Raw genomic sequence first — 26,048 nt, 5'->3', positions numbered from 1 at the left:
GCCGCACGATTTCGATTCACGATTCACACAAGGAGACAGGCAATGAAACAGTGGATGGCGGTACTCACGGTCGCGCTGGCGGCAGGCGCGGCGCATGCCGGCGACTGGACGGGCAGGGAGATTCGGCTCGCGGTCGATCCGACTTACCCGCCGCTCGAATACAAGCTGCCGGACGGCACGCTGACCGGCTTCGGGATCGACATCACGAACGCGTTGTGCGCGGAACTGCATGCGCGCTGCGTGTGGGTCGAGTCGAGCTTCGACGGGATGATTCCGGGGCTGCTCGCGCGCAAGTTCGACGTGATCGCGTCGTCGATGACGATCACGCCGAAGCGGATGCAGCAGATCGCGTTCACGAACCGCATCTCGAACGCGCCGGCGCGGCTGATCGCGCGCAAGGGCTCGCCGCTGCTGCCGACGGCCGAATCGCTGAAGGGCAAGCGCGTCGGCGTCGAGCAGGGTTCCGCGCAGGCCGACTATGCGGTCGCGAACTGGCAGCCCGCGGGCGTGCAGATCGTGTCGTACCCGAACCAGGACCAGGTGTATGCCGACCTGGTAACCGGGCGGCTCGACGCGGCGTTCCAGGCGTCGATCGCGGCCAGCGACGGGTTTCTGAAGAAGCCGCAGGGCAAGGATTTCATGTTCGCCGGCGCGCCGATCGACGACGTGAAGTACTTCGGGCAGGGCGACGGCCTTGGCTTGCGCAAGCAGGACAACGACCTGCGCGACGCGTTCAATCGCGCACTCGCGACGATTCTCGCGAACGGCACGTACGGGAAGATCAACCGGAAGTATTTCGACTTCGACATCCACGGCGCGAAGTAAGCAGCGGCGTACCGAAATGACGCATTCGAAAAATATCAATAAGGATTACGAATGAACTGGAGATCGATTGTTGTTGCGCTGCCGGCGCTGTGCGCGGCGCCCGCATTTGCGCAAGGCAGCGTGACGCTGTATGGCCTCGTCGATGCAGGCATCGACTATACGAACAACGTCGGCGGCCATGGCGCGTGGCAGATGGCGAGCGGCTTCGCGCAGGGCAGCCGCTGGGGGATGAAGGGGACGGAGGATCTGGGCGGCGGCTACAGCGCGCTGTTCCAGATCGAGAACGGCTTCAACGTGAACAGCGGCACGCTGGCGCAGGGCGGCCGCCTGTTCGGGCGCCAGGCCTACGTCGGGCTCGGCAGCACGCGTTTCGGCACGCTGACGCTCGGCCGGCAGTACGACTCGGTCGTCGACTATCTCGCGCCGACGACCGCGAACGGCAGTTGGGGCGTTTATCCGTTCTCGCATCCGCTCGACAACGACAACACCGGCAACACGTTCCGCACGAACAACACCGTGAAGTATGCGAGCCCGGACTTCTCCGGCTTCTCGTTCGGCGGCACGTACAGCTTCAGCAACGACCCGGGCTTCGCGAACAACAGGCAGTGGAGCGTCGGCGCGCAGTACGAGCAGGGCGGGTTGCTCGTCGGCGCGGCCTTCCTGAACGCGGACAACCCGGGCGCGACGTCGGGTGGCGCGATCGCGGGCTCCGGGGCGGTCGGCGCGGATGCGAACTTCGTGTCGGCGCGGCTGCGGATCTTCGGCGCGGGCGTCAACTACACGGCAGGGCCCGCGACGATCGGATTCGCATACACGAACAGCAACGTCACTCGACCGACCGCGAACGTCGGCTACCTGTTCGGCGACGAGACGATCGAGCCGTCGACCGGGCCGCTCGCGGGCGGCACGGTGACGTCGATCAAGTATCAGAACTTCGAGATCAACGGCAAGTACCAGTTCACGCCGGCGTTGTTCGTCGGCGCGCAATACGTGTACACGACGGTCCGCTACGACGCGACCACCGGCACCGCGAAACCGAAAATCCATTCGTTCGGGCTGATGGCCGACTACAGCCTGTCGAAACGCACGGACGTGTACCTGACGGGCGCGTACCAGCGGGTTGCCGGCGATGCGACCGGTTCGTCGCTGGATCATGCGTATATCCCCGGCGCGGCCGATCTGTCGTCGAACGGAAAACAGTTGATGGTGCATGCGGGGATCCGTCACAAGTTCTGACGGAACGGGCGGGAACGCAGGCGGCCGCCCGCCGCCTGCGTTGCTTACGACGCGACGCGGATCACGACTTTCCCGAAATGCTGCCCCGACTGCAGGTACGCATACGCCTGCGGCGCTTCGTCGAAGCCGAACACGCGATCGACCACCGGCTTGATGCGCTTCGCATCGACGAGCCGCACGACGTCGTCGAGCATCGCGCGGCTGCCGACCATGAACCCGTGCAGTCGCCGGACGCCGCCGATCAGCGACAGCAGCCCGAGTTCGGGCCCGCCGAAGCTGCTGAGGCCGCCGATCACCGACACGATGCCGCCCATCTTCGCCGCCGCCACCGAGCGCGGCAGCGTATCGCGGCCGCCGACTTCGACGACCAGATCCGCGCCCGCGCCGTCGGTGAGCCGCAGCACCTCGTGTTGCCACTCGGGCGTGGCGCGATAGTTGATCGTTGCGTCCGCACCGAGTGCGCGGGCGCGTTCGAGTTTCGCGTCGCTCGACGAGGTCACGATCGTGCGCAGCCCGGCCGCATGCGCGAGCTGCAGCGCGATGATCGACACGCCGCCCGTGCCGAGCAGCGCGACGGTCGCGCCCGGCGCCAGTCCGCCGTCGACGAACAATGCGTTCCACGCGGTGATGCCCGCGCACGACAGCGTCGCGGCTTCGTCGTAGTCGAGATGAGGCGGGATGGCGACCAGCGCGGCTTCGTCGGACACGAAGCGTTCGGCGAGCACGCCGTCGAAATGGGAACCGGCCGATCCCGAGACTTTCTGCGGCGTGACCGGCCCGTCGATCCAGTGCGGGAAATACGTGTTGATCACGCGGTCACCCGGCTTGAACCGCGTGACGTCTCGGCCGATTTCGACGACTTCGCCGGCGCCGTCCGCGACCGGGATCAGTGCTTCCGTGCCGATGCCGAGATAGTCGCCGCGCGCGAACATCAGGTCGCGATAGTTCAGCGAGGCCGAGTGGATCTTCACGACGACGTCGGTCGCCCCGACCGGGCGCTGCGTCGCGTCGATGCGCCGGAGCCCGGCAATGCCGTCGCCCGGTTTGATTTGCCATGCATGCATGTTCGCTCCTGTTCAGAGATAGTCCGGACTATCATAGTGTTGCGCTGGGGGACGCATTGGCGAGAATTTGGCCAATGATTGTCGCTAGTACGGACACAAACCAGTCATTCCACCGGAGCGGACTTGCATGGATGAGCGGTTGAGGGGCGTTGCCGAATTCGTCGACGTCGTGGAGTCGGGCAGCTTCGCGGCGGCGGCGCTGCGCCTGGGCATGACGCGCTCGGCCGTCGCGAAGATCGTCGCGCGGCTCGAGCAGCGTCTCGGCGCGCGGCTCCTGCAGCGCACGACCCGCCAGATCGGGTTGACCGACGAAGGGCTCGTCTATTACGAGCAGTGCCGGCGGCTGCTGGCCGAACTCGGCGAGACGGAAGCCGCGCTCGACGCGGGCCGCCGCGAGCCGGCCGGGCGCGTGCGGATCAGCGTGCCCGTGCTGTTCGGCCGGCAATGCGTGGCGCCCGTCGTGCGGCGCCTCGTCGAGCGTCATGCGCGGCTCGAAATCGACATGTCGTTCAGCGATCGCGTGGCCGACCTCGTGAACGACGGTTTCGACATCGCGGTGCGCATCGGCGCGCTGGCCGACACGAGCGCGCTCGTCGGCCGGAAGCTGGGCGTGCAGCGCATGGGCATTTGCGCATCGCCCGCGTATCTCGGCCGGCACGGGCGGCCGTCGGGGCTCGACGAACTGGCGTCGCACGTCGGCATCGCGTATTCGCGCGGCGGGCAGCCGACGCCGTGGCGGGTCATCGGCGCGGACGGCGCCGTGCACGATCATCGTCCGGCCGGCCGCCTGAGGTTGGACGACCTGCTGGCGATCGCCGATGCCGCCGCCGCCGGGGCGGGCCTCGCGTGGTTGCCGTGCTGGCTGATGGCGCCGTATGTCCGTGACGGCCGTCTCGCGCTCGTGATGGACAGCGACAGCGTGTCGGGTGCCGAGGTGTACGCGGTGCGGCCGGCATCGCGCCACGTGCCGTCGAAGGTGCGGGTGGTCGTCGACGCGCTGATGGACGAGATTCCGGGCATGCTGGCGTCCGATGATGCCGATGGCGAGCGCGTGCCGCAGCGCGGCGCCCACGCTTCGTAGCGGCCCCGCACGTCCGGGCGGCGCGATACGTGCCGGGCGGCGCGCATCGCATATTCCTGCATCCCGTTAGCATGTGACGAATCCGACTTTGGCCGCCGCGCGCGCGCGGCTAAGATCGCCGATCCCGTAGATCGAGCGTCAACAATAATGAAAAAGTCCGCGTCGCCGTTGCATGCTTTCCGTTTCCGTGTCGTCTGTGCCGCGATTGCCGGCGCGGTGTCGCTCGCCTCGTGCGGCGGCGTCGACAGCAATTCGCCGCCGCCGCAGGCCAACACGACGCCGCCGCAGGCCGCGAAACGCCCGAACATCCTGTACATCATGGCCGACGACCTCGGCTATTCCGACATCCATGCATTCGGCGGCGAGATCAACACGCCGAACCTCGACGCGCTCGTCGCATCGGGCCGCATCCTGTCGAATCACCACACGGGCACCGTCTGCGCAATCACGCGCGCGATGCTGGTGTCCGGCACCGATCACCATCTCGTCGGCGAAGGCACGATGGGTGTGCCGACCGACGAGCGGCGCGGCTTGCCCGGCTACGAGGGCTACCTGAACGACCGCGCGCTGTCGTTCGCGCAACTGCTGAAGGACGCCGGCTATCACACGTATATCGCGGGCAAGTGGCACATCGGCTCGGGGATCGTCGGCAGCGCGACGGGCAGCGGGCAGACGCCCGACCAGTGGGGCTTCGAGCGCAGCTACGTGCTGCTCGGCGGCGCGGCGACGAACCACTTCGCGCACGAGCCGGCCGGCTCGTCGAACTACACGGAAGACGGCCGCTACGTGCAGCCGGGCCAGCCCGGGCAGCCGGGCGGTACGGGCGGCAGCCCGGCCGTGTTCTATTCGACCGACTTCTATACGCAGAAGCTGATCTCGTACATCGATTCGAACCAGCGCGACGGCAAGCCGTTCTTCGCGTATGCGGCCTACACCTCGCCGCACTGGCCGCTGCAGGTGCCCGAACCCTGGCTGCACAAGTATGCGGGCGTGTACGACGCCGGCTACGACGCGATCCGCAACGCGCGGATCGCGCGGCAGAAGGCGCTCGGCCTGATTCCCGCCGACTTCAAGCCGTTCGACGGCCTGCCCGAAACGACGGCCGCGTCGCCCGCGACCGCGAACAACGGCACCGCGAACGCGAAGTACATCAGTGCCGTGCATTCCGCCGCGGACGGCTACAGCGATTACGGCCCCGGCAAGGTCGACAAGCTGTGGTCGAGCCTGTCGCCGGCCGAGCGCAAGGCGCAGGCGCGCTACATGGAGATCTACGCGGGGATGGTCGAGAACCTCGACTACAACATCGGCCTGCTGATCCAGCACCTGAAGGACATCGGCGAATACGACAACACGTTCATCATGTTCCAGTCGGACAACGGCGCGGAAGGCTGGCCGATCGACAGCGGCGCGGACCCGACGGCGACCGACACCGCGAACGCGCAGGAACCGGTCTATTCGGCGCTCGGCACCGACAACGGCAAGCAGAACGCGCAGCGCCTGCAGTACGGGCTGCGCTGGGCCGAAGTGAGCGCGGCGCCGTACCGGCTCACGAAGGGCTATTCGGCCGAAGGCGGCGTGTCGACGCCGACGATCGTGCGCCTGCCGGGCCAGTCGCAGCAACTGCCGACGCTGCGCGCGTTCACGCACGTGACCGACAACACGGCGACGTTCCTCGCGATCGCGGGCGTCACGCCGCCGTCGCAGCCGGCGCCGCCGCTCGTCAACACGCTGACGGGCGTCGACCAGAACAAGGGCAAGGTGATCTACAACAACCGCTACGTGTACCCGGTCACGGGCCAGTCGCTGCTGCCGGTGCTCACGGGCTCGGCGACGGGCGAGGTGCACACCGCGCCGTTCGGCGACGAAGCGTACGGCCGCGCGTACCTGCGCAGCGCCGACGGCCGCTGGAAGGCGCTGTGGACCGAGCCGCCGCTCGGGCCGCTCGACGGTCACTGGCAGCTGTACGACCTCGCGTCGGATCGCGGCGAGACGACCGACGTGTCCGCGCAGAACCCGTCGGTGATCAGCACGCTCGTCGACCAGTGGAAGACCTACATGAGCAACGTCGGCGGCGTCGAGCCGCTGCGTCCGCGCGGCTACTACTGATCGCGGGGACGACACGATGCGGTTCCGCTTCTGGACGACCGGCGCGGCGCTTGCCGCCACGTTGTTCGCCGCCGCGTTCGCGGTGGGCTATGCGAATTCGGCGGCGCCGGCAGGCGGCGCGTTCGACGACCTGAATCGCGGCCGCGCGCTTGCGCCGCTCGGTTCGGAACACCAATGCGAACGCTATTCGGGGCTGCCGGCGAAGTGGCGCGACGATCCGCAGGCCGGGATGGTGCACCTGCGCGGCGGCGCGTTCGTGTTCGGCAGCACGCGCGGCTATGCGGACGAGCGTCCGGTCGGCGACGGCCGCACGCGCGTCGGCGGCTTCTGGATCGACCAGACCGACGTGACGATCGCGCAGTTCGCCGCGTTCGTGCAGGCGACCGGTTACGTGACCGAAGCCGAGCAGCAGGGCGGCGCGGCGGTGTTTCATGTGCCGACGCGCGACGAGATGAATGCGCGCGACCTCGCGTGGTGGTCGTGGGTGAAGGGCGCGTCGTGGCGCCATCCACGCGGGCCCGGCAGCGACGTGGACGGGCGCGGCAACCTGCCCGTCACGCTCGTCACGCAGCGCGACGCGCTCGCGTATGCGCGCTGGCTCGGCCGCGACTTGCCGACCGAAGCGGAATGGGAATACGCGGGCAAGGCCGGCCGCGACGACGCATCGCTCGATGCGGCGCCGCGCGACGCGCGGGGCAAGCCGGCCGCGAATTACTGGCAGGGCGCGTTTCCGGTGCTCGACACGGCCGAGGATGGGCATGCGGGGCTCGCGCCCGTCGGCTGCTACGCGGCGAACGGGTTCCGGCTCTACGACATGATCGGCAACGCATGGGAATGGACGAAGGACGCGTACACGGGCCCGCACCAGTCGCATACGAACGGCGACACGGCGGCCGTCGCCCCGCCGACGCGCCGGCACGATACGCCGATGGTCATCAAGGGCGGCTCGTTCCTGTGCTCGCGCGATTACTGCGTGCGTTATCGCGCGTCGTCGCGCGAACAGCAGGAAGCCGATCTCGGGGCGTCGCATATCGGCTTTCGCACGATCCTGAGGGACCCGTCATGACGAAGGGTTTCGTGCGCTGCGTGGCCGTATGGCTGCTGGCCGCGTGGGGTGTCGCGCATCAGGGATCGGCAGTGGCGGCCGACACCGCTGCGCCGGCGGTACGCGTCGGCGTCACACGCGGCGTGCATGCGCAGATCCTGGACGAAGTGAAGCGGGTCGCCGCCGCGCGCGGGCTGGGTGTCGACGTCGTCGAATTCGACGATGCGTCGCGCATCGACGCGGCGCTTGCCGACGGCCGGATCGACGCGGCCAGCTTCGAGGATGCGCAGCAGCTCGCGGCGACGCGCGCGCGCAAGCGCTACGCGCTGACCGAAGTCGCGCCGACCGTCACGCTGCCGATGGCGTTCTATTCGCGCAAGCTGAAAAGCCTGAACGAACTGCGACCGGGTGCGACGGTCGCGCTGCCCGCCGATCCGCGCGGGATGGCACGTGCGCTCGTGCTGCTGCAGAACGACACGCTGGTGACGTTGCGCGAACAGGCCGGCCTGCACGCGACGCTGCGCGACGTGACCGGCAACCGGCTCGGGCTGAAACTCGTCGCGCTGCGCCGCGACCGTCTGTATGCGGCGCTCGATACGGCCGCGTTCGTCGCGATCGACAGCGAGGACGCCGCCCGCGCCGGGCTGCAACCCGCGCGCGACAGCATCAGCCTCGAGGACGCCCGCTCGCCGTATGCGAACGTGCTGACGGTGCGCGACGCCGATCGCGCGAAACCGTGGGTCGCGCAGCTCGTCGCCGCGTATCACTCGGACGACGTCGCGCGCTTCATCCTCACGCGCTACCAGGATTCGGTGCGGCGGCCGTGGTAGAGACCTATTCGCTTGCCTGCCACGCATGCGGACGCTGCTGCAACAGCGCGCCGGCGCTGTCGTTGCGCGAACTGCTCCGGCATCGTCATCGCTTCGTCGGCGCGCTGACGATCCGTCGCGTGCCGAAGCGGCGGATCGGCGAGCGCTGGCGTGCGGGCGGGCGCGAGCACGTGCTCGATGCGGATGATGTCGCGGCGTCCGATGCGCTGGCCGACCGGCTGTTCCATCGTATCGGCGGCGTGAACGGCGAATGGATCGCGGTCACGCTGCAGGGCTACGACTATCCGTCGCTCGGCCGTTGCGCGGCGCTGGCCGACGACGGTCGTTGCAGCGTGCAGGCGAGCAAGCCGTCGATCTGCAGCGCGGTGCCGCTCGATCCGATGCTGCCGGACCGGTTGCAGTCGCGCGTGCTCGCCGCGCGGCGGGACGACGCGGCATGGCTGGGCGCGAACTGCATCGTCGAGGCGGGCGCCGCGCAGGCATCCGTCGACGCTGCATTCCCGATTCCGCTGGTGACGGCCGGGCAGGTCGCGGATCGCGCGGCGCTCGACGCACATCGCGATGCGCTCGCGTTCGAGCGCGCGGTGTGGCGCGACGCCGTGTTCGCCGCGTTGAGCGATGGCGGGCAGGACGTGCGTCATGCGCTGTCGCGGCTCGCGCCGGGCGGCTACCTGACCGTGTCGATCGTGCCCGTGCTGCTGGCCGTCGCAGCGGTTTCCGCGCATTGCCGCGCGCTGTGCACCGACTTCATCGACGCGCAGCTTGCACTGATCGGTGCCAACATCGAGGCGGCGCTCGTCCGCCGGCGTGCCGACGACCGGCCCGCGACGCAGGAGTTGCGCGGTTTCGCGCAGGCGCTTGAACGCGCACGACACGCGCTGGCCGCGATGCCTTCGCCTGCTGCCGGAGCGCGTGACGACGCGCCGCGCATCGATGCATGGCTCGACGACCGGCTCACCGCCGGCCCGCTCACCGCGTAAGCGCCGCATGACGATCGCGGCACGCCGTGCGTGCCGTACACTTGGCGCTCTTTCAACCGTTCTCGATGGAGCGTGCATGTACGCGTCGACCTTCATTTTCCGTGCCGGGCGATACGACGACGAATTCCACCGGCTCGACCGGCAGATCGCCGACATGGCGCGCGCGACGCCCGGCTATGTCGGCGAGGAAACGTGGGAGAACGCCGAAGCGGGGTTGATCCAGAACGTCTACTACTGGGAATCGGAGGCGGCGCTGCAGCAGTTGATGCAGCATCCCGCGCACCTCGAAGCCAAAGCGAAGCAGGCTCGCTGGCTCGACGGCTATCGCGTCGTGATTTCGAAGGTGCTCCGCGAGTACGGTGACGGCAAGCTGACGCAGCCGCACGCGGGGCAACCGGCGTAAGCGTCGCCGCTCAGGCGGTCGCTCCGGTTTCACCCGGCGTGGCCGGGTCGCCCGCCGTGCGTTCCCAGATCGGGAACGTCGCGTTCTGGATCGACGTCTGCGCGTCGACGACCTTGCGGTGATCGATGCCGGGCAGGTCGAGCAGCCGGTCGACCGCCGCCTTCGCGCCTTCGGCATCCTGCGGAAATCCGCACGCGAACTGCTTGCGCGTATCGAACAGGAGCCACCAGACGTCCGACACGAACGGGCCCTGGTCGTTGGTTTCGATCACGACCGCACCGAGGTCGGACAGCGCGATCCCGCGCGTTGCACCGGTCTGGTCGGTCGCTTCGATGCGCGTGCCGGCCGCCGTGACGGTCCAGCCCGTTTTCCGGCCGGGCGGGCGGGCCGGTGACGGCGCGGCGGCGACCGCCGCCATGGCCGCCGCGCCGTCCTTCCGCTGGCGCCCGTCGATCCACGGCAGCGCGGCGCCGCCCGCCATCGCCACGATCCACAGGTAGTACCCGGCACCGAACGTGGTGATCTTTTCGTAGTTCGCGTCGGTCGGGATCGTGTGCCACCCGATCGCAAATACCACGACCACGGCGAGCAGCGCGGACACGGTGCGGTTCGGCCTGATCAGCGCGGCGATCAGCAGCGGATTGCCGAGCCACGCGAACTGCAGGTCGAGGATCGCGAGCCCGCCGAGCGCGAGCACCGTGTACCCGTGCCACCAGCTCACCGCGCCCGCGGCATTCGGCGGTTCGGCCGCGACGGGCAGCAGCAGCGACGCGACGTACAGCGCGACGATCACGGCGCGCGCGAGATTCAGGCGGGTGGAGGCGGAGCGGATCGGCATGTTGCCCTCTGGTCGTGCAGGAGCATGCGAAGCGATGAATGCCGGCCGGCCGTGCCGTCATTCTCGATGGAGGGCGCGATGGTGCGGACGCGCCGAAGGCGATTGTGGGCGATTCCCGCGGCGATGTCGAACGCGCGTCATCGGCCGCTGCAACGTCACAGCGCTTCGACCAGCAACCGCTTGCTCTTCTCGCAGTACTCGTGACACGCGGCCCGCGCGGCGATCGACGCGCCGTGCACGAATCGCGGTGCGTCCGCGCGTCGCGACATCGACACGACGATCGACGGCGGCGACGGCTGCAGCGGCAGCTCGACCACTTCGCCGCTCTCGATCAGCGCGTCGACGAACAGCACCGGAATCGCGGCGACGCCGAAACCGTCGCGCACCAGCTGCACGATCACCGAGATCGACGGCGAGCCGGTGATGCGCGTGTCCGACAGCGGCACGCCGTGCGCATGCGCGAGCGTGCGCACGATGTCCTCCAGCGCGCGATGGGGCGCGGTGCCGCGCCCGTACGTGAGGATCGGCTGGCGCAGCACCTGCCGCGCGAGGCCCGTGCGCGTGTTCGGCAGCAGCCCCGCGCGGGCGATCCAGCGCACCGGGTAGTTCGCGAGCGCGTCGCACACGACCGACGCCTCGTCGCTGCCCTCCACGCGGATGATCAGGTCGAGCTCGCCGGCCATCAGCCGGCGCTGCAGCACGACGCTCACGTCGACGGTCAGGTCGATCTCCAGCTGCGGGTAGTCGGCCGCGAGCCGCCGCATGTAGTGCGGCAGCCAGCTGTGCACGACGGTCTCGATCACGCCGAGCCGCAGCTTGCCGCGCAGCGCGCTCTCGCCCGAGGCGGCCGCCTGCAGTTCCTGCGTGGCCTCGACCACGGCCTTCGCATAGCCGAGCAGGTACTCGCCGTTCGGCGTGAGCCGGAATTCGCGACTGTCGCGATCGACGAGTACCGTCTGCAGTTCGTCCTCGAGCGCCTTCAGGCGCTGCGAGATCGCGGCCGGCGTCGCATGCAGCGCGGCCGCCGTCGTGCGGAAGTTGCGCAGCTTCGCGAGCGTGACGAAGGTTTCGAGAAAACGCGTGTTCATGGCGGATCGGGCGAAGGGGCGATGCGCAGCTTGCCGCTGAGGAAAAGTGAACGGGACCGGGGGAAACCCGAGGGTGCGTTAAGAAATTCTATACAAGAAGTGCAAAAAAACTCGTTGGCGGTCAATTTTTTTCCTTTCTATTCTTCGCCGTAACCGATGACACATCACCGTCATCCCGACGACAACCCGATCCGCGACAGAACCTCATGACGCCTTCCGAATTCCGCCAGTCCGTGCGCAGCGGCGCATTCCGCGGCCCGACCGCCGGCCATTGCGGCCCGTTCGCGCAAGCGAACCTCGCGATCCTGCCCGACGCGTACGCGCACGATTTCCTGCGCTTTTGTCAGGCGAATCCGAAAGCCTGCCCGCTGCTCGGCGTCGGCGAACCGGGCGCGTTCCGGATCGACGCGCTCGGCGAGGATCTCGACATCCGCACCGACGTGCCGAGCTACAACGTCTATCGCGACGGCCGCCTGACCGAGCGCGTCGAGTCGCTGGAAGCGCTGTGGCGCGACGATTTCGTCGTGTTCGCGATCGGCTGCTCGTTCTCGTTCGAGGACATGCTCGCCCGCGAGGGCATCGGCCTGCGTCACGTCGAGGAGGGGCGTAACGTGCCGATGTACCGCACGTCGATCGCGAACCGCCGCGCGGGCATCTTCGGCGGCCAGCTGGTCGTGTCGATGCGGCCGATGCGCGGCGCCGACGCGATCCGCGCGGTGCAGATCACGAGCCGGTTCCCGGGCGTGCACGGCGCGCCGATCCATATCGGCCACCCGCGTGCGCTCGGCATCGCCGATCTGGACGCCCCCGAATTCGGCGACGCGGTGACGATCCGCGACGACGAACTGCCGGTGTTCTGGGCATGCGGCGTGACGCCGCAAACCGCGCTGATGGACGCGAAGCTGCCGATCGCGATCGCGCATACGCCCGGCCACATGCTGATGACCGACATCACGAACGCATCGCTGGCCGTTTTCTGAATTCAGGGGCCGATGGACGGCCCAAGCCCGATACCCCGCACGCCCGATCGCCATTCGAACGCGCATAACGACAGGAGCACCACCATGGAAAGCAAGACCCTCGCGGCACCCGCCGCGGAGCCCGCGAGCCGAGCGCGCAGCGGCCTGTTCTCGTGGTACGCGGACGCACAGTCGCGCGAGCGCCGCGCATTCTGGAGCTGCAAGGTCGGCTACATGCTCGACGGGATGGATACGCAGATGCTGTCGTTCGTGATTCCGACGCTCGTCGCGACGTGGGGCATCTCGCTCGCGGACGCCGGCTTCATCGGCACGGTCACGCTGCTCGCGTCGGCGGCGGGCGGCTGGATCGCCGGCATCCTGTCCGATCGGATCGGACGCGTGCGCACGCTGCAGCTCACGGTGCTGTGGTTCGCGGTGTTCACCGCGCTGTGCGGGCTCGCGCAGAACTACCACCAGCTGCTCGCGGCGCGTGCGCTGATGGGCTTCGGCTTCGGCGGCGAATGGACGGCCGGCGCGGTGCTGATCGGCGAAGTGATCCGCGCGCGCGACCGCGGCAAGGCCGTCGGGCTCGTGCAGTCGGGCTGGGCGATCGGCTGGGGGCTCTGCGCGCTGCTGTATGCGCTGCTGTTCTCGGTGCTGCCGGCCGAGCAGGCGTGGCGCGCGCTGTTCCTCGTCGGGCTCGCGCCCGCGCTGCTGGTCGTCGCGATCCGCCGCTACGTGAAGGAGCCGGACGTCTACGAGAAGGAGAAGGCCGCGCAGGCACAGGTGGCCGACGCGCCGCGCCTGACCGAGATCTTCGCGCCGAAGCTGATCACGACGACGCTGCGCGCGGCGCTGCTGACGACCGGCGCGCAGGGCGGCTACTACGCGATCACGACGTGGCTGCCGACCTTCCTGAAGACCGAGCGTCACCTCACGGTGATGGGCACCGGCGGCTATCTCGCGATGATCATCTTCGGTTCGTGGGTCGGCTACCTGACGAGCGCGTACCTGACCGACCGCCTCGGCCGCAAGCCGAACTTCATCCTGTTCGCGGTCGGCTCGATGGTGATCGCATTCGCGTACACGTCGCTGAACCTGACCAACGCGTCGATGCTGTGGCTCGGCTTCCCGCTCGGCTTCTTCGCATCGGGCATCTTCTCGGGGATGGGCGCGTTCCTCACCGAGCTGTTCCCGACCCGCGTGCGCGGTTCCGGCCAGGGCTTCTGCTACAACGTGGGCCGCGCGATCGGTGCGCTGTTCCCGTTCCTGATCGGTGCGCTGTCGAAGCAGTACGGGCTCGGCACGAGCATCGGCATCTTCGCGGTCGCCGCGTACGGCGTGGTGATCGTCGCCGCGCTGACGCTGCCCGAGACCCGCGGCCGCGAACTCGACGCCGCGTAAGCGGCCGGGCGGCCCGCCCTTCGTCCTGCTTCCCCTTTCATCGAGACCGTGACACGGCGTGCGACGCGCGCCGTGCGGCGGCGCTCGTCCCTCGATTCAACGACGCCTCGACCCGACATCATGACTGACCGACACCTTTCCTCCGTTCCCTCCGACGCCGCGCGCTGGCAATTCTGGATCGACCGCGGCGGCACCTTCACCGACATCGTCGCGCGCCGGCCCGACGGCACGCTCGTCACGCACAAGCTGCTGTCGGAGAACCCCGAGCAGTACCGCGACGCGGCCGTGGCCGGCATCCGCCACCTGCTCGGCCTCGCGGCCGGCGAGCCGATCACGCCCGCGCGCGTCGACATGGTGAAGATGGGCACGACGGTCGCGACCAACGCACTGCTCGAACGCAAGGGCGAACGCACCGCGCTCGCGACGACGCAGGGCTTTCGCGACGTGCTGCGCATCGCGTACCAGAACCGGCCGCGCCTGTTCGATCTCGACATCGTGCTGCCGGACGCGCTGTACGAGACCGTCGTCGAGATCGACGAGCGCGTCGGCGCGCATGGCGACGTCGTCGTGCCGCTCGACGTTCAGGGTGCCGAAGCGTCGCTGCGCCGCGTGTTCGACAGCGGCGTGAGGGCGCTCGCGATCGTGCTGATCCACGGCTACCGCTACACCGCGCACGAGCGCGCGCTGGCCGAGCTGGCGCGCCGCATCGGCTTCACGCAGGTGTCGGTGTCGCACGAGGTGTCGCCGCTGATGAAGATGGTGTCGCGCGGCGACACGACCGTCGTCGACGCGTACCTGTCGCCGATCCTGCGCCGCTACGTCGAGCAGGTCGCGCACGAGATGCCGGGCGTGAACCTGCAGTTCATGCAGAGCAGCGGCGGGCTGACGCGCGCCGACGCGTTCCAGGGCAAGGACGCGATCCTGTCGGGGCCGGCCGGCGGCATCGTCGGGATGGTGCGCGCGGCGCGCGCGGCCGGCTTCGGCCAGGTGATCGGCTTCGACATGGGCGGCACGTCGACCGACGTGTCGCACTACAACGGCGAGTTCGAGCGCGAGTTCGAGACGCAGGTGGCCGGCGTGCGGATGCGCGCGCCGATGATGAGCATCCATACGGTCGCGGCCGGCGGCGGGTCGGTGCTCGGCTTCGACGGCGCACGGCTGCGCGTCGGGCCCGAATCGGCAGGCGCGAACCCGGGGCCGGCCGCGTACCGGCGCGGCGGCCCGCTGACGGTCACCGACTGCAACGTGATGCTCGGCAAGATCCAGCCCGATTACTTCCCGCGCGTGTTCGGCCCGCATGCGGACGAACCGCTCGACCGCGACGGCGTGGTCGCGAAATTCGCGGCGCTCGCCGACGAGATCCATGCGGCGACGGGGCGGCGTGAGACGCCCGAGGCGCTGGCCGAAGGCTTCCTGGAGATCGCGATCGGCAGCATGGCGAACGCGATCAAGAAGATCTCGGTGCAGCGCGGCCACGACGTGTCGCGCTACGTGCTGACGACGTTCGGCGGCGCGGGCGGCCAGCACGCGTGCGGCGTGGCCGACGCGCTCGGGATGACGCAGGTGTTCGCGCATCCGCTCGCGGGCGTGCTGTCGGCGTACGGGATGGGCCTGGCCGACCAGACCGCGATGCGCGAGCGTGCGGTCGAGGCCGTGCTGTCCGACGCATCGCTGCCCGCGTTGAACGCGGCGCTCGACCGGCTGGCCGACGAGGCCGTCGGCGCGCTGCTCGAACAGGGTGTCGCGCCGGAGCGGATCGCGACCGAGCGGCGCGTGCACCTGCGCTACCAGGGCACCGATTCGGCGCTCGACGTGCCGGCCGGCAGCGTCGACGCGATGCAGCAGGCGTTCGAGGCCGCGTACCGGCAGCGCTACGCGTTCCTGATGCCCGGCACGCCGCTCGTCGCCGAACTGGCGTCGGTCGAGGCGATCGGCCGCTCGGACGCGCCGGTCGACATCGCGCCGCTCGCGCCGCGCGGGGCGGGCGACGGCACCGCGCCGCGCGCCGATTCCGCGGTGCGCTTCCATTCCGGCGGCCAGTGGCACGACGCGGCGCTCTACGTGCGCGACACGCTGCTGGCCGGCGACGCGATCGACGGCCCGGCGATCGTCGCGGAGCAGAACGGCACGACCGTCGTCGAACCCGGCTGGCGCGCCGAGATGACCACGCAGGGCAACCTCGTGCTGACGCGCACGACGCCGCTGCCGACGCGCCGCTCGCTCGGCACCGACGCCGATCCGGTGCGGCTCGAGATCTTCAACAACCTGTTCATGTCGATCGCCGAGCAGATGGGGCTGCGGCTGCAGAACACCGCGTACTCGGTCAACATCAAGGAGCGGCTCGACTTCTCGTGCGCGATCTTCGACGGCGACGGCAACCTGATCGCGAACGCGCCGCACATGCCCGTGCACCTCGGCTCGATGGGCGAGAGCATCCGCACGGTGATCGAGCGCAACCGCGGCCGGATGCGCGACGGCGACGTCTACATGCTGAACGACCCGTATCACGGCGGCACGCACCTGCCGGACGTGACGGTCATCACGCCGGTATTCGCCGACGGCTCGGACGCGCCGCTGTTCTACGTCGGCTCGCGCGGCCACCACGCGGACATCGGCGGCACGACGCCCGGCTCGATGCCGCCCGATTCGACGCACATCGACGAGGAGGGCGTGCTGATCGACAACTGGCAGCTCGTGTCGGCCGGCGTGCTGCGCGATGCGGACACGCGCGCGCTGCTCGCATCGGGCCGGTACCCGGCGCGCAACGTCGAGCAGAACATGGCCGACCTGCGTGCGCAGATCGCCGCGAACCAGAAGGGCGTCGACGAATTGCGCCGGATGGTCGCGCAGTTCGGCCGCGACGTCGTGCTCGCGTTCATGGGGCACGTGCAGGACAACGCGGAAGAAGCGGTGCGGCGCGTGATCGGCGCGTTGCAGGACGGCGCGTACCGCTATCCGCTCGACAACGGCGCGGAGATTCGCGTCGCGATCCGCGTCGACCGCGCGGCGCGGCGCGCCGAGATCGATTTCACCGGCACGTCCGCGCAGCTCGACAACAACTTCAACGCGCCGAAGGCCGTCTGCATGGCCGCCGTGCTGTACGTGTTCCGCACGCTGGTCGGCGACGACATCCCGTTGAACGCCGGCTGCCTGAAGCCGCTGACGGTGATCGTGCCGGCCCGCTCGATGCTGAACCCCGAGTATCCGGCGGCCGTCGTGTCGGGCAACGTCGAGACGTCGTCGGCGATCACCAACGCGCTGTACGGCGCACTCGGCTGCGTCGCGTCGAGCCAGGGAACGATGAATAACTTCACATTCGGCAACGATCGCTACCAGTACTACGAGACGATCGCGGGCGGCAGCGGCGCAGGCAACGGTTTCGCGGGCGTCGGCGCGGTGCAGACGCACATGACGAACTCGCGGCTGACCGATCCGGAGGTGCTCGAATGGCGCTACCCGGTGCGGCTCGACTCGCACCGGATCCGCGCCGGGTCGGGCGGCGGCGGCCGCTGGCGCGGCGGCGACGGCGCGGTGCGGCGGATCCGCTTCCTCGAGCCGATGACCGCGTCGATCCTGTCGAACAACCGGATCCACGCGCCGTTCGGTGCGGCGGGCGGCGAAGCCGGCGCGCTCGGCCGCAATACGATCGAGCGGGCGGACGGCACGGTCGAGGCGCTCGACCATATCGGCCGCGCGCAGATGGCGCCGGGCGACGTATTCGTGGTCGAAACGCCGGGCGGCGGCGGGTACGGCGCGGCGGGCTGATTCGTGCGACCCGGCGCGGGCGGCCGCGCCGGGCTGAAATCATTGCAACGGACTGTGGAATAAAACAACGAATTCACGCACAAACGGAATCAAAAATGGCCGAAATCCGGTGCGCCGGCATGCGATCCGACCCTGTCTGAGGGGTGCCGCCAGTGCCATGCCGCGATCGCTCCGCGTCGACCGCAAACCCATGACCAGCAAGGCATTCAGCCGATTCCGCCACGCCGTTGCGCCGTGCCGCACCGGGTCTTTCGCCGGCCGCAAATCATGAAAAATCCCGCTTGCCAATCGAGTCCCGATTCCTTGACACTCTGCTCTAAATGTGAGTGCCAATCCTCATCGTCATTTGATAAGATGGCTCTCATCATTCGTTTGGCAAAACCTGCGCGCGTCACGCGCGAACGCCGGTCGCAGTAGCTGGAAACAAGTACGGGACGAGGCCCGCTGTCACGGCAATCACGGCTGACCTGCCGGAACGCGCTCGGCGCGGCCCGGGCAGGGCGGTCGGCCCGCTCGCCTCCGTCTACACTGTGCGTTTTTTTCTGGATCGGGGCGTGTCCATGGATGACGAAAACGATAGCGCGGTGCTCGAGGCGCATGTCGGTACGCGCAGCCCCTGCTGGCGTCTCGGCAGCGACAGCAACGCGCTCGAGCTGGCCGCCGTGCGCGGCCTGACCAACGTGGCGGTTGCGCTGACGGTCGAGCAGGCCGCGCGCGTGCGTGCGCTGACCGGCGTCACGTCGCATCTCGTGCTCGACATCGCGCTGTTCGGCAATCCGGTCAGCCTCCATCTGGTCGGCAGGAAGGTCAACACGACCGACTGGGCCGGCACGGCGTCCGCCTATTCCGATACCGCATCCGTCGCCGACGATCTGTCGCACGGGCTCGCCTTCGCCGAGCAGGTCGTGTCCGAAGTCAATTCGCTCGTCGTGATCCTCGATCGCAACGGGATGGTGCAGCGCTTCAACCGGCTGTGCGAGGAAGTGACGGGCAAGCGCGAGGTCGACGTGATCGGCCGCAGCGCGTTCGAGCTGTTCATGAGCCCCGAGCAGGGCGCGCAGTCGCGCACCAACATCACCGGCTTTTTCGCGAGCAACCAGTCGTACGCGGTCGAGCGCTACATCAACACGGTCAACGGGCCGCGCCTGTTCCAGTTCCGCAACAAGTTCGTGCAGAGCGGCAGCGGCATCGACGAGCAGTTCCTGATCTGCTCGGGCATCGACATCACCGAGGAGCGCAACGCGCAGCAGCGGCTCACCGAGCTGGCGAACACCGACGTGCTCACCGGGCTGCCGAACCGCCATGCGATCAGCGAGCGGATCCGTGCGGCGATCGACGCGGAGAGCCCCGACACGCGCGGCCAGGTCGGGATCCTGTTCCTCGACCTCGACAACTTCAAGCGCGTCAACGATCACTACGGTCACATCACCGGCGACCGCCTGCTGCAGGACGTGTCGTCGATCATCAGCGGCTGCCTGCCGTCCGGCGCGACGCTCGCCCGGCTCGGCGGCGACGAGTTCCTCGTGCTGTTCGAGCACGGCACGCGGCCGCTGCTCGAGGCGACCGCGCAGATCATCCTCGAACGGCTGCGCACGCCGATCCACCTCGGGCTGATGGAGGTCTACACGAGCTGCTCGATCGGCATCGCGATGCATCCGCAGCATGGCGATTCGCTCGAGACGCTGATCCGCAGCGCCGACACCGCGATGTACGTCGCGAAGGAGGAAGGCAAGCACACGTACCGCGTGTTCTCGCTGGAGATGAACCAGAAGGTCGCGAAGTACATGTGGCTCGACACGAACCTGCGCAAGGCGCTCGAGGAAGAGCAGTTCGTGCTGCATTACCAGCCGGTCGTCGATATCGCGACGGGCGACGTGCACGGCGTCGAGGCGCTGATCCGCTGGCAGTCGCCCGATCGCGGGCTCGTCGCGCCGATCGAGTTCATTCGTTTCGCGGAGGAGTCGGGGCTGATCGCGCCGCTCGGGCGCTGGGTGATGCGCACCGCGGCCGCACAGGCCGCCGCATGGAAGGCGAAGGGGCTTGGCATCCGGATCGCGGTGAACGTGTCCGCGCGGCAGTTGCAGGACATGAACATCGTGCACCAGTTCGCGTCGATTCTTGACGGCGCGGGGCTGAAGCCCGGCCTGCTCGACATCGAGCTGACCGAAAGCTGCTTCATCGAGGACGAGGATTCCGCGATCGGGCTGATGCGGCAGTTCCGCCAGCTCGGCGCGGAGATCCATCTCGACGATTTCGGCACCGGCTATTCGTCGCTGTCGCAGCTGTCGCGCCTGCCGCTCGATGCGATCAAGCTCGACCGCACCTTCATCACGGGCATCGACCGCAACCCGCGCTCGCAGGCACTGGTGCGCTCGGTCGTGTCGCTCGCGAAGGCGCTGAATTTCGCGGTGATCGCCGAAGGCGTCGAAACGCATGCGGAAGCCGATTTCCTCAAGCAGCTCGACGTCGATCACGCGCAGGGCTACTACTACGCGCGGCCGATGCCGGCGCAGGCGTTCGAGGCGTGGCTCGCGGAGACGCGGAAGCTCAGGCTGATCGCCTGAGCCTCGTGCCCGCCCAGGCGCCGCCGGTACGCGGCGGCGCCGGTTCCATTACACCGTGCGCAGCTTCGACACGCGGCGGTTCTGCAGCATCACCAGGCGTTCCATGTACGCGAGGTCCTTCGGCTCGATCGTGAACGCCGCATGCACCCACGCTTCCGTGATGTCCATCAGCTCCGAGCGCGACAGCTGGAACACGCGCTCGCGGGCGCGCAGCATCGCGCGCACGCCGTTCAGCTTCGGTTTCGTCACGTCGATGAAGGTGCGCGTCGCGAGATACGCGTCGCCGGCGCCGAACGTCTGGTCGATCAGCCCGCGATCCTCGTACCACTCGGCCGCATGCGCCTCGCCGGTCGCGATCAGCGATTCCGCGAGGCCGCGGTTCGCCTTGCGCGCGACGAGCGAATAGCCGCCCATGCCCGGGAACAGGTTGAACGCGATCTCGGGAAACCCGAGCTTCACACCCTTCTGCGCGAGCACGTAGTGGTGCGCGAGCGCGGCCTCGAAGCCGCCGCCGAGCGCGCTGCCCTCGACCATCGCGATCGAGATCGCGCCGGTGCCGAAGCCCGTGTAGATCTCGTACACGCCGTCGATGCACGAGCGCGCGTAGGCCATCAGCTGGTCACGCCGGCCGCTGCGGATCGCGTCGACGAAGAAGCTCAGGTCGCCGCCGACGTTGAACAGCTCGGGGACGAGCGAGCCCGTCACCCAGAAGTCGAACGTGAGGCCCGAGTCGCGTGCGACGCGCGCGAGATGGATGATGTCGGTAACGAGTTGTTGGTTGAAGCACGGCCGCGGCTCCGATCGCAGCATCATCCACATGACGTTACGGCCTTCTTCGTAGAAGGCGGTCAGTTGCGACAGTTCGCCGGCTTCGTAAAACGGGCGGCACGCCGGATGGGATTGGAGTTGCATGGTATGTCCTCGTGAGATGTGGTTCTTGAAGACCATCGCGCCCGGCGCCACGCGGGGAATCGGGTTGCCCGCCGGGCGCCGGGCGCGAGGCATCGCCATTGTTGCGCGCGCACAAAAGACGAACTGCGGGGAACAACGCACGACCGGGACGCGGGCATCGATGGCGTTCGGACGGATAGGGCGGGCGAACGGATCGGGATCGGGAGGCGACGGCCGGCGTGCCGGACGGCGCCGATACGCGCGGAAAGTCGGGAGACGGCGATGGGCCGCACGGCTTGACGCTCGCCGGCACGTCACCCACACTGGATCGCACGACGGCCATCGGGCGGGTGGTCCGTCATGCGCGTGTCATGCGGGTACGACCTGTCGCGTGGGCGCGCAGTCCCGACGCCCGGTAACGAACGCGCGGAGAGTCGCGACGTGGCACGTTTTGCTTCCCGATGGGCCGGCTGTCTGCTCGCCTGCGCCGTTGCGCTCGGCGCGGGAATCGCCGCGGCCGGCACGCACGACTCGCACGACTCGCGCGAGTCGTCCGGCGCGGAAGACGAAGCCCCCGTCACGCTCGTCAGCGACGTCCACGAATTCGTGATCCAGCACGACGGCTCGCTCGACGAGCACGACGATTCGATACTGCGCGCGAACAATGCGAACGGCATCGACGCGGTCGCGCAGCGCTACGTGTGGTTCGACAAGCATCTCGAGCAGGTCGATCTGCTCGCGGCCGAGACGATCGATCGCGACGGCGTCGCGCATCCGGTCGGCGCGGACGGCATCCGCGACGTGCAGGAGCCGCGCTCGGCCGGCGCGCCGACGTTCCAGGACGGGTTGTTGCGCACCGTCGTGTTCCCCGGCGTCGAAGCCGGATCGAGCACGCGCGTGGCGTTCCGCAAGACGCGCACGAAACCCGTCAATCCCGGCTACTTCGGCTACTACGTCGAGCCGTCGCGCGAGCCCGTCGACAGCCAGCGGCTGATCTTCGACGTGCCGGCCGACATGCCGCTGCATGCGGACGCGCGCGGCTACGTCGCGCTGCCGCCGGTCACGGCGAACGGCCGCACGCGTTATGAATTCGATTACCGGCACGGCCCGTACGACCGCATCGAGAGCGGCGCGGTCGGCTATCCGACCTACGGCGACCGGCTCGTCGTGTCGACGCTGCCCGACTACGCGGCCTTCGCCGCCCGCTACCGCAACGCGGCCGTCGACCCGAGCGCGGGCGATCCGACCGTCGTGCAACTGGCGCGCGCGCTCACCGCGGAGGCCGCCGATCCGCGCGACAAGGCGCGCATCCTGTACGACTGGGTGCAGGCGAACGTGCGCTACGTCGGGCTGTTTCTCGGCGAAACGGCCGCCGCGCCGCATCGCGTGACGGACATCCTGCGCAACCGCTACGGCGACTGCAAGGATCATGTCGCGCTGTTCGGCGCGCTGCTCGCGGCGGTCGGCATTCGCAGCGAGCCGGTGCTGATCAATCTCGGCGCCGTCTACACGCTGCCGTCGGTACCCGGTTACGGCGGCGGCGCGATCAATCATGCGATCACGTGGCTGCCCGACCTCGCGCTCTATGCGGACACGACGACGGCCGGCATCGCGTTCGGCTACCTGCCGCCGATCGTGATGGATCGTCCCGCGCTGCTCGTCGACACCGGTGTGCTGTCGCGCACGCCGGCCACGCAGCCGCGCGGCCGCATCGCGCGGGTCGGGATCGACGCCGCGCAACCGGGCGTCGCGCGTTTCAATGCATACGTCGAGGACAGCGGCTGGACGGCCGAACTCGAGCGGAACCTGTTTCGCCGGGCGCCGCACGATCGCATCGACGCGCTGGCGACCGAGCGTCTGAGGCAAAGCGGCCTGCGCGGCCGCGCGCAACTGTCGACCGGCGACCGGCGCGTGACCGAGGGGCCGTTCGACGTGACGGTCACCGGCACGCTCGATCATTTCGTGTGGCCCGACGGCACGACCGCGTTGCCCGCGCTGTCGAGCCTCACGGGCGGCATCGCGACGCAGGTCGAGAACTGGCTGGCCGAACCCGTGCGTACGCAGCCGTGGGGCTGCGTCGGCGGCACGTTCGACGAGACCGGGCAGATTGCACTGCCGGCGGATGTCGTCGTCACCGACCTGCCGACGGATGCGGACGTGCACGACCGCTTCGTCGCGTTCACGTCGCATTACGTGTTCGATGCGGCCGCGCGCATCGTCCAGGTCACGCGGCGGATGAAGGCGGATTTCGGTCGTCAGGTGTGCACGCCGGACGAATTCGCGGCGCTGCGTGGGGCGCTCGAACGCATCGAACGCGACACGCAGGCGCAGATCGTCGTGCGGGCGAAGCCGCGTTGAGCGGCGCGGGCACGACGTTCGCTACGCACGGGCGAATGGCCGCAACCGGCCAGCGTGCGGGAGGACATCATGACGGAACGGGATCACGAGATCGCCGAGCTCTCGAAGGACTTGCTGGGGCGGATCGTGCAGGGCACGATCGCGACCGGTGCAACGGTGAATGCGCAGCAGTGCGCGGCGCTTGCCGTGCAATGCGCGACGGCGCTGGTCGACAGGCTCGACGCGCGCAGCGGCGGCTGAACGCCGAAGTGACGCCAACCTGACGCCAGGCGACAATGCATGGCGCCGCGCGTCAGGCGTTACGCTTCGACACCGAGGTCGCCCTCCGCGCGCACCGCGCCCGGCGGCTTGCCCACCACGCGCTTGAACGCGCGGCTGAACGCGGCCAGCGAACCGTAGCCGAGCCGGTACGCGACGGCTTCGATCGTCTCGCGGTCGCGCGCGATCCACTGCGCGGCGAGCCGCATCCGCAACTCGGTCAGGTAGCGCACGGGCGTCATCCCGGTCGCCGCGAGAAACCGCTCGGCGAACACCGAGCGCGACACGCCCGCTTCGGTCGCGAGCTCCGCGACGCTCCAGTTGCGGCCCGGCTCGCGATGCAGCGCGACGATCGCGCGACCGAGCTTCGGTTCGCGCAGCGCCTGCACCCAGCCCGTTGCGTCGCCGCAGCCGCACTCGACCCAGCCGCGCACGATGAACGCCGCGACCACATCCGCGAGCCGCGCGAGGATGCCCGCGAAGCCCGCGCGCGCCGTGCATGCTTCGCGCTCCATCGCATCGAGCATCGGGCGGATTTCCGGGTAGCGCGCGAGCAGCGTGCCGACGTGCATGAACTCGGGCATCGTGCCGACCAGCGGCTGCATGCCGCCGAGATCGAGCTCCATGCACGCGCTGAAGATCAGCGCATCGCCGGCGCCCGGTTCCGTCGTCGCGCAGGTCGCGGGCGACACGCCGGCCGACGCCACCGACGCCACCGTATCGCAGAGCTTCGCGACCTCGAAGCCGTTGATCTCGCGACACGGCACATCGGGATCGGATACCAGCGCGTGCATGCCGCCATGCGGCAGCAGGATCGCGTCGCCGCCCTCGAGCCGCATCGTGGCGCCCGACGCGTCGCGCAGCAGCACGGGCCCGCGCACGACGAAATGAAACTGCGCGCGGCCCGGCGCATGGCCGAAGTTCAGCCCGAACGGCCGCGCGACCTGGATGCGGCGGTACTGCACGCCGCTGAGGCGCATCCCCAGCAGCAGCTCGCTGACGAGGTCGTGCGTGTCGGGAATCGGGGGCAGAAGGGGCTCGGACATAGCGAGATTCGGACGTTCGATCAATAAGCACGGATTGTATGTCATAGACCGTCCTGGCGTGGTTCCTTACGATACGCCCTCATCAGTACTTTCCCTAACCGACACGGAACCACGCATGAATCCCGGAATCTCCTCGGCCGCCTCGACGGCGGCCCCCCGCGAACCGGCCTGGGGCGCGGTATTCGCGATGGCGCTCGGCGTGTTCGGGCTCGTCACGGCCGAATTCCTGCCCGCGAGCCTGCTGACGCCGATGGCCGACAACCTCGGCGTGACCGAAGGCGTGGCCGGGCAGGCCGTCACGGCCACCGCGACGGTCGCGCTCGTCACGAGCCTGCTGATCTCGGCACTGACGCGCACGATCGACCGGCGGCGCGTGCTGCTCGTGTTCTCGGTGCTGCTCGTCGCGTCGAACCTGGCGGTCGCGTTCGCGCCCAACCTGACGATGCTGCTGATCGGCCGCGTCGTGCTCGGCATCGCGCTCGGCGGTTTCTGGACGATGGCGACGGCCACCGCGATGCGGCTCGTGCCGACGTCGATGGTGCCGCGCGCGCTGTCGATCATCTTCAGCGGCGTGGCGGTCGCGACGATCGCGTCCGCGCCGATGGGCAGCTACTTCGGCCACCTGATCGGCTGGCGCAACGTGTTCCTGATCGCGGCCGTGCTCGGCGGCGTCGCGTTCGTGTCGCAGCTCCTCACGCTGCCGTCGATGCCGCCGAGCGGCACGACGCGGCTGCGCACGCTGATCGACGTGCTGCGCCGGCCGACCGTCGGCCTCGGGATGTTCGCGACGATCCTCGTGTTCACCGGGCATTTCGCGTTCTTCACGTACCTGCGGCCGTTCCTCGAGCAGGTGGCCGGTGTCGGCGTGAACGGGCTGTCGGCGATCCTGCTCGGCTACGGCATCGCGAACTTCGTCGGCACGTCGCTGGCCGGCCGCGTGCTCGAACACCGGCTGCGGCCGATGCTGATCGGCATGCCCGCGTTGATGGTCGTGCTGGGCATCGCGCTCGTCGTGCTCGGCCGCGCGCCGGTGATCGACGCGGTGCTCGTCGCGTTGTGGGGGATGGCGTTCGGCGGCGTGCCGGTCGCGTGGTCGACGTGGGTCACGCGCACCGTGCCCGATGAAGCGGAGAGCGCGGGCGGGCTGATCGTCGCGGCGATCCAGCTGGCGATCGCGACGGGCGCGGCGGTCGGCGGCGTCGTGTTCGATGCGAACGGCGCGGCCGGCGTGTTCGTCGGCGCGGCCGTCGTGCTGGCGGTCGCGGTCGCGACGATCGTGACCGGCGTGCCGAAGCGCGTCGGCGTGA

At 69.1% G+C, this 26,048-nt stretch carries 20 protein-coding genes; 15 read left to right on the top strand and 5 right to left on the bottom strand.

Annotated elements, in window-relative coordinates; all coding sequences use genetic code 11:
* Nucleotides 1–42 precede the first annotated feature (42 nt).
* Together G3N62_RS21795 and G3N62_RS21790 are read left to right on the top strand one after the other, a co-directional pair.
* Nucleotides 43–825 carry an ABC transporter substrate-binding protein gene (locus G3N62_RS21795; protein ID WP_034188379.1) on the top strand — a complete coding sequence of 261 codons (783 nt, stop codon included), beginning with the start codon at nucleotides 43–45 and terminating at the stop codon, nucleotides 823–825.
* A gap of 51 nt (nucleotides 826–876) precedes the next feature.
* Nucleotides 877–2,061: a porin gene (locus G3N62_RS21790; protein WP_124670089.1), complete on the top strand. Its 1,185-nt coding sequence runs from the start codon at nucleotides 877–879 to the stop codon at nucleotides 2,059–2,061.
* A gap of 44 nt (nucleotides 2,062–2,105) precedes the next feature.
* On the opposite strand, the gene G3N62_RS21785 is transcribed toward G3N62_RS21790, so the two are convergent.
* On the bottom strand, nucleotides 2,106–3,125 hold the full coding sequence (locus G3N62_RS21785; RefSeq protein WP_124670822.1) for an NAD(P)-dependent alcohol dehydrogenase: 1,020 nt from the start codon (nucleotides 3,123–3,125) through the stop codon (nucleotides 2,106–2,108).
* A 127-nt stretch (nucleotides 3,126–3,252) separates the two neighbouring features.
* Between G3N62_RS21785 and G3N62_RS21780 the strand changes: the two genes are divergently transcribed.
* The 6 genes from G3N62_RS21780 to G3N62_RS21755 all read left to right on the top strand — a co-directional run bounded on the left by G3N62_RS21780 (nucleotide 3,253) and on the right by G3N62_RS21755 (nucleotide 9,570).
* Nucleotides 3,253–4,206, top strand: coding sequence for a LysR substrate-binding domain-containing protein (locus G3N62_RS21780; protein WP_059559717.1), 954 nt, complete (start codon nucleotides 3,253–3,255; stop codon nucleotides 4,204–4,206).
* A 147-nt stretch (nucleotides 4,207–4,353) separates the two neighbouring features.
* Nucleotides 4,354–6,312: an arylsulfatase gene (locus tag G3N62_RS21775; RefSeq protein ID WP_049031087.1), complete on the top strand. Its 1,959-nt coding sequence runs from the start codon at nucleotides 4,354–4,356 to the stop codon at nucleotides 6,310–6,312.
* Between the two features lie 16 nt (nucleotides 6,313–6,328).
* Complete coding sequence (locus tag G3N62_RS21770; RefSeq protein WP_124670823.1) at nucleotides 6,329–7,378, top strand: formylglycine-generating enzyme family protein; 1,050 nt, start codon at nucleotides 6,329–6,331, stop codon at nucleotides 7,376–7,378.
* Entirely contained in the window at nucleotides 7,375–8,187 is an 813-nt protein-coding gene (locus G3N62_RS21765; RefSeq protein ID WP_069704483.1) for a MetQ/NlpA family lipoprotein, read from the top strand. Before G3N62_RS21770 ends, G3N62_RS21765 begins: the two co-directional genes overlap by 4 nt.
* Nucleotides 8,181–9,167: a flagellin N-methylase gene (locus G3N62_RS21760; protein WP_124670824.1), complete on the top strand. Its 987-nt coding sequence runs from the start codon at nucleotides 8,181–8,183 to the stop codon at nucleotides 9,165–9,167. The genes G3N62_RS21765 and G3N62_RS21760 overlap by 7 nt, the downstream gene beginning before the upstream one ends.
* 76 nt (nucleotides 9,168–9,243) lie before the next feature.
* Nucleotides 9,244–9,570 carry an antibiotic biosynthesis monooxygenase gene (locus G3N62_RS21755; RefSeq protein ID WP_034188371.1) on the top strand — a complete coding sequence of 109 codons (327 nt, stop codon included), beginning with the start codon at nucleotides 9,244–9,246 and terminating at the stop codon, nucleotides 9,568–9,570.
* Between the two features lie 10 nt (nucleotides 9,571–9,580).
* On the opposite strand, the gene G3N62_RS21750 is transcribed toward G3N62_RS21755, so the two are convergent.
* A complete protein-coding gene (locus tag G3N62_RS21750) occupies nucleotides 9,581–10,408 on the bottom strand; it encodes a hypothetical protein (protein ID WP_034188370.1) in 828 nt (275 codons plus the stop codon).
* 155 nt (nucleotides 10,409–10,563) lie between these two features.
* Nucleotides 10,564–11,496, bottom strand: a complete 933-nt coding sequence (locus G3N62_RS21745) for a LysR family transcriptional regulator (RefSeq protein WP_011356169.1) — start codon at nucleotides 11,494–11,496, stop codon at nucleotides 10,564–10,566.
* Between the two features lie 206 nt (nucleotides 11,497–11,702).
* Between G3N62_RS21745 and G3N62_RS21740 the strand changes: the two genes are divergently transcribed.
* From G3N62_RS21740 to pdeR, 4 genes are all read left to right on the top strand, one after another.
* Complete coding sequence (locus G3N62_RS21740) at nucleotides 11,703–12,476, top strand: putative hydro-lyase (protein WP_034188369.1); 774 nt, start codon at nucleotides 11,703–11,705, stop codon at nucleotides 12,474–12,476.
* 84 nt (nucleotides 12,477–12,560) lie between these two features.
* Entirely contained in the window at nucleotides 12,561–13,859 is a 1,299-nt protein-coding gene (locus G3N62_RS21735; protein ID WP_034188368.1) for an MFS transporter, read from the top strand.
* A gap of 120 nt (nucleotides 13,860–13,979) precedes the next feature.
* Nucleotides 13,980–17,624, top strand: a complete 3,645-nt coding sequence (locus tag G3N62_RS21730; RefSeq protein WP_069245827.1) for a hydantoinase B/oxoprolinase family protein — start codon at nucleotides 13,980–13,982, stop codon at nucleotides 17,622–17,624.
* 560 nt (nucleotides 17,625–18,184) lie between these two features.
* Nucleotides 18,185–20,188, top strand: a complete 2,004-nt coding sequence (pdeR, locus tag G3N62_RS21725; protein WP_034188366.1) for a cyclic di-GMP phosphodiesterase — start codon at nucleotides 18,185–18,187, stop codon at nucleotides 20,186–20,188.
* A gap of 48 nt (nucleotides 20,189–20,236) precedes the next feature.
* On the opposite strand, the gene G3N62_RS21720 is transcribed toward pdeR, so the two are convergent.
* The gene (locus G3N62_RS21720) at nucleotides 20,237–21,100 is read right to left on the bottom strand and encodes a crotonase/enoyl-CoA hydratase family protein (RefSeq protein ID WP_124670825.1); all 864 of its coding nucleotides are present in this window, start codon (nucleotides 21,098–21,100) and stop codon (nucleotides 20,237–20,239) included.
* Between the two features lie 420 nt (nucleotides 21,101–21,520).
* Here G3N62_RS21720 and G3N62_RS21715 point away from each other — a divergent pair, with 420 nt between their 5' ends.
* Both G3N62_RS21715 and G3N62_RS21710 read left to right on the top strand, forming a co-directional pair.
* Complete coding sequence (locus G3N62_RS21715) at nucleotides 21,521–23,437, top strand: DUF3857 and transglutaminase domain-containing protein (RefSeq protein ID WP_124670826.1); 1,917 nt, start codon at nucleotides 21,521–21,523, stop codon at nucleotides 23,435–23,437.
* 69 nt (nucleotides 23,438–23,506) lie between these two features.
* Nucleotides 23,507–23,677: a hypothetical protein gene (locus G3N62_RS21710; RefSeq protein ID WP_167361897.1), complete on the top strand. Its 171-nt coding sequence runs from the start codon at nucleotides 23,507–23,509 to the stop codon at nucleotides 23,675–23,677.
* 59 nt (nucleotides 23,678–23,736) lie between these two features.
* Here the strand turns inward: G3N62_RS21710 and G3N62_RS21705 are convergent, their stop codons facing one another.
* The gene (locus tag G3N62_RS21705) at nucleotides 23,737–24,786 is read right to left on the bottom strand and encodes an AraC family transcriptional regulator (RefSeq protein WP_124670827.1); all 1,050 of its coding nucleotides are present in this window, start codon (nucleotides 24,784–24,786) and stop codon (nucleotides 23,737–23,739) included.
* Between the two features lie 70 nt (nucleotides 24,787–24,856).
* On the opposite strand from G3N62_RS21705, the gene G3N62_RS21700 reads away from it, so the two are divergent.
* Nucleotides 24,857–26,048, top strand: a 1,192-nt coding sequence (locus tag G3N62_RS21700; RefSeq protein WP_206141296.1) for an MFS transporter, incomplete at its 3' end; no start/stop codon positions are given.

Source organism: Burkholderia sp. Tr-20355 (assembly GCF_017104685.1).
GTDB lineage: Bacteria > Pseudomonadota > Gammaproteobacteria > Burkholderiales > Burkholderiaceae > Burkholderia > Burkholderia seminalis.
The sequence above is the reverse complement of the archived record's forward strand: the minus strand, read 5'-3'. Positions and strand labels throughout refer to the sequence as shown.